Origin of the sequence: Rhodoferax sp., from assembly GCF_014859475.1 — a bacterium.
GTDB lineage: Bacteria > Pseudomonadota > Gammaproteobacteria > Burkholderiales > Burkholderiaceae_C > Rhodoferax.
In genome coordinates this window covers 1-2466 of sequence record NZ_JACUUE010000290.1, presented here as the reverse complement: position 1 = coordinate 2466, position 2466 = coordinate 1, and the positions used below count along the sequence as shown (strand labels likewise).

Annotated in this window: 3 protein-coding genes; 2 read left to right on the top strand and 1 reads right to left on the bottom strand. The window is 57.8% G+C overall.

The annotated features are described in order from the left end of the window. The coding region (locus IBX54_RS14510; protein WP_296543365.1) for an acyl-CoA dehydrogenase family protein at positions 1–711 on the bottom strand (711 nt) is incomplete at its 3' end. Between the two features lie 103 nt (positions 712–814). Between IBX54_RS14510 and IBX54_RS14505 the strand changes: the two genes are divergently transcribed. Further along, positions 815–1711 (top strand): LysR family transcriptional regulator, encoded by an 897-nt coding sequence (locus IBX54_RS14505; protein ID WP_104577667.1) that lies wholly within the window; start codon positions 815–817, stop codon positions 1709–1711. 293 nt (positions 1712–2004) lie between these two features. Beyond that, a partial coding sequence (locus IBX54_RS14500) for a CaiB/BaiF CoA-transferase family protein (RefSeq protein WP_296543364.1) occupies positions 2005–2466 on the top strand: 462 nt, incomplete at its 3' end.

Here is a 2466-nt window from a genome sequence, read left to right as displayed (position 1 = left end):
TACCTTCATGGCCGTCTTGAAGCCTTTGCCGGGTTCCCCACCGATGATGTTTGCAGCTGGCACGCGCACGTTGTCGAGGTTCACATCGCACGTCTTGGTACCGCGCTGGCCCATCTTGCGATCAGGCTTACCCAGCGACAGACCTGGCAAGCCAGCAGGCACGATAAACGCGGTAATACCACCTGCGCCTGCCCCTTCAGTTCGGGCCATGAGCGTGAACGCGCCCGCGCGCGGAGCATTCGTGATGAAACGCTTCGTGCCACTGAGCAGGTAGTCGCTCCCGTCCTTCACGCCCTTGGTTTTGATGGAGGCTGCGTCGGAGCCCGCATCGGGTTCGGTGAGTGCGAACGACACAACTAGGTCACCGCTGGCAATACGCGGCAGATACTCAGCCTTCTGCTCGGCAGTGCCATCAATCAAAATGCCTTGCGAACCAATGCCGATGTTCGTCCCGACCACCGAGCGGAATGCCAGCGCCGTGTGACCGAGTTCGTAGGCCACTTCGCATTCCTGTGCCATCGTCAGGCCAATGCCACCGAACTCCTCAGGGATTGAGAGACCGAACAGACCCAACTCCTTCATGTCGCTCACGATGTCGGCGGGCACTTCATCGTGCTCCTCGACATAGTCCTCGGCGGGCATCAGCCGCTCCCTGACGAAGCGTTGAACACTGTCCTTGAGCAATTTGAAGGTTTCTTGGTCGAGCGACATGACATCTCCTATGGATTGGCTGCATTGTTCTTTCGTCGGCCAGCCTTGACAATCCCAAAGAATGTGAACACGCTGTACAAATTCTTATGACAATCGAGATGTGATGGACGCTCACTCACTTGTGCTTTTCGTGGACATCGTAGAGGCCGGCAACCTCAGCAATGCGGCTCGAAACATGAAGATGAGCCGAGCCAACATCAGCTACCGGCTGACCCAACTGGAAAAATCCATCGGGCAGCAGTTGATGAGGCGCACGACGCGGCGCGTCGAGTTGACTGAAATTGGCCAGCGTCTGTATCAGCATGGGCGCGTCATCCGCGACGAACTGATGGCCGCACAGGAATCTGTGGCTGTCTTCGGCAAGACGCTGCAAGGATCGGTCCGCCTGAGCGTGCCCACGGGCTTCGGCCACATGGTGATGTCCGGCTGGCTCATCGACTTCAAACGGCAGTACCCAGACATCGCGCTGGACCTGCTTTTCGACAACCGCGTGGATGACTTGCTGCGGGACGAGGTCGACGTGGCGGTTCGGGTCATGTCCGAGCCACCCCAGCAAACGGTCGCCACCGAGTTGGCGCGAGTGCGCTATGTCACGTGCGCGTCGGCCAGCTACTCGGACGCGCATTCCATGCCTGTTACGTTGGAAGACCTAGGCCACGTACCTCTGATTACCTCGGCCGTGGCCGGGCGGGATCTACGGGTTTCGGCTTACCAAGACGAGCAGCGCCACGAACTGATACTGCACCCGACGTTGGCTTCAGAGAATTTTCAGTTCCTGCGCGAAGCCATCTTGGCAGGCTTGGGTGTCGGCTTGGTGCCCGACTATGTCGTTCAGCAGGACGTTGCAGAGGGACGCGTCAGCACGACATTGAATGATTGGCGCTTAAGCGTGTTCGGCACCCGCATGTTTCTTTTGCGTATGCCGGGTCGCTACCAAACTTTGGCGACACGCACACTCATCAACTTCGTCGTGGAAAAAGCCCGCGCGTGGGCCAGCTGAGTCCAAAAGAATGAGGCGCCGCACACACCAAATCCCAAAGATGGGTACCGCCAAGCGCCTCCTCAATCACTGGAACCTACAGTTTTTTTTGACAGATTGTCACGTTTTCTTGTGATTGTTCATTGGACTTTAACTACGGACAATTGTGGGCTAGTTTGCGCGCACCGCGCGCAGACCGCCCAGGCATTGCCAGGGCACAGTGCCGCAAGCGGTTCGACTGCCGACGTCCGTGAGAAACGAACTCAGTCAACGGCTCGCGGTGGTGAAGACGACCAACGTTGGATTGAATTGATATGGGCGCCCTTAGTCATCTGCGTGTGTTAGATCTAACCCGGGTGTTGGCGGGTCCATGGTGCACGCAAACTCTGGCCGACCTGGGTGCCGAAGTCATTAAGATCGAACGTCCCCATGCTGGCGACGATACTCGCCATTGGGGCCCTCCGTATGCCAAGGACGCGGAAGGCAACGACACGACAGAGGCGGCGTACTACCTGGCAGTGAACCGAAACAAGAAATCGGTCACGCTCGACATCTCAACTCCGCAGGGGCAGGCGCTTATCGCGCAACTCGTTGCCGAAGCTGACGTTCTGGTCGAGAACTACAAAGTCGGGCAGCTTGCCAAGTATGGCCTTGACTATGAAAGTCTGAAGGCAATCAAATCGAATCTGATTTACTGCTCCATTACGGGCTTTGGCCAAACCGGCCCGTACGCTCGGCGCCCAGGCTACGACTTCATCGTGCAAGGCATGGGCGGC

What these genes read in the sequence shown, in the direction of transcription:
- IBX54_RS14505 (WP_104577667.1), top strand. Translation starts at nt 815, where the DNA reads ATGGACGCTCACTCACTTGTGCTTTTCGTGGACATCGTAGAGGCCGGC.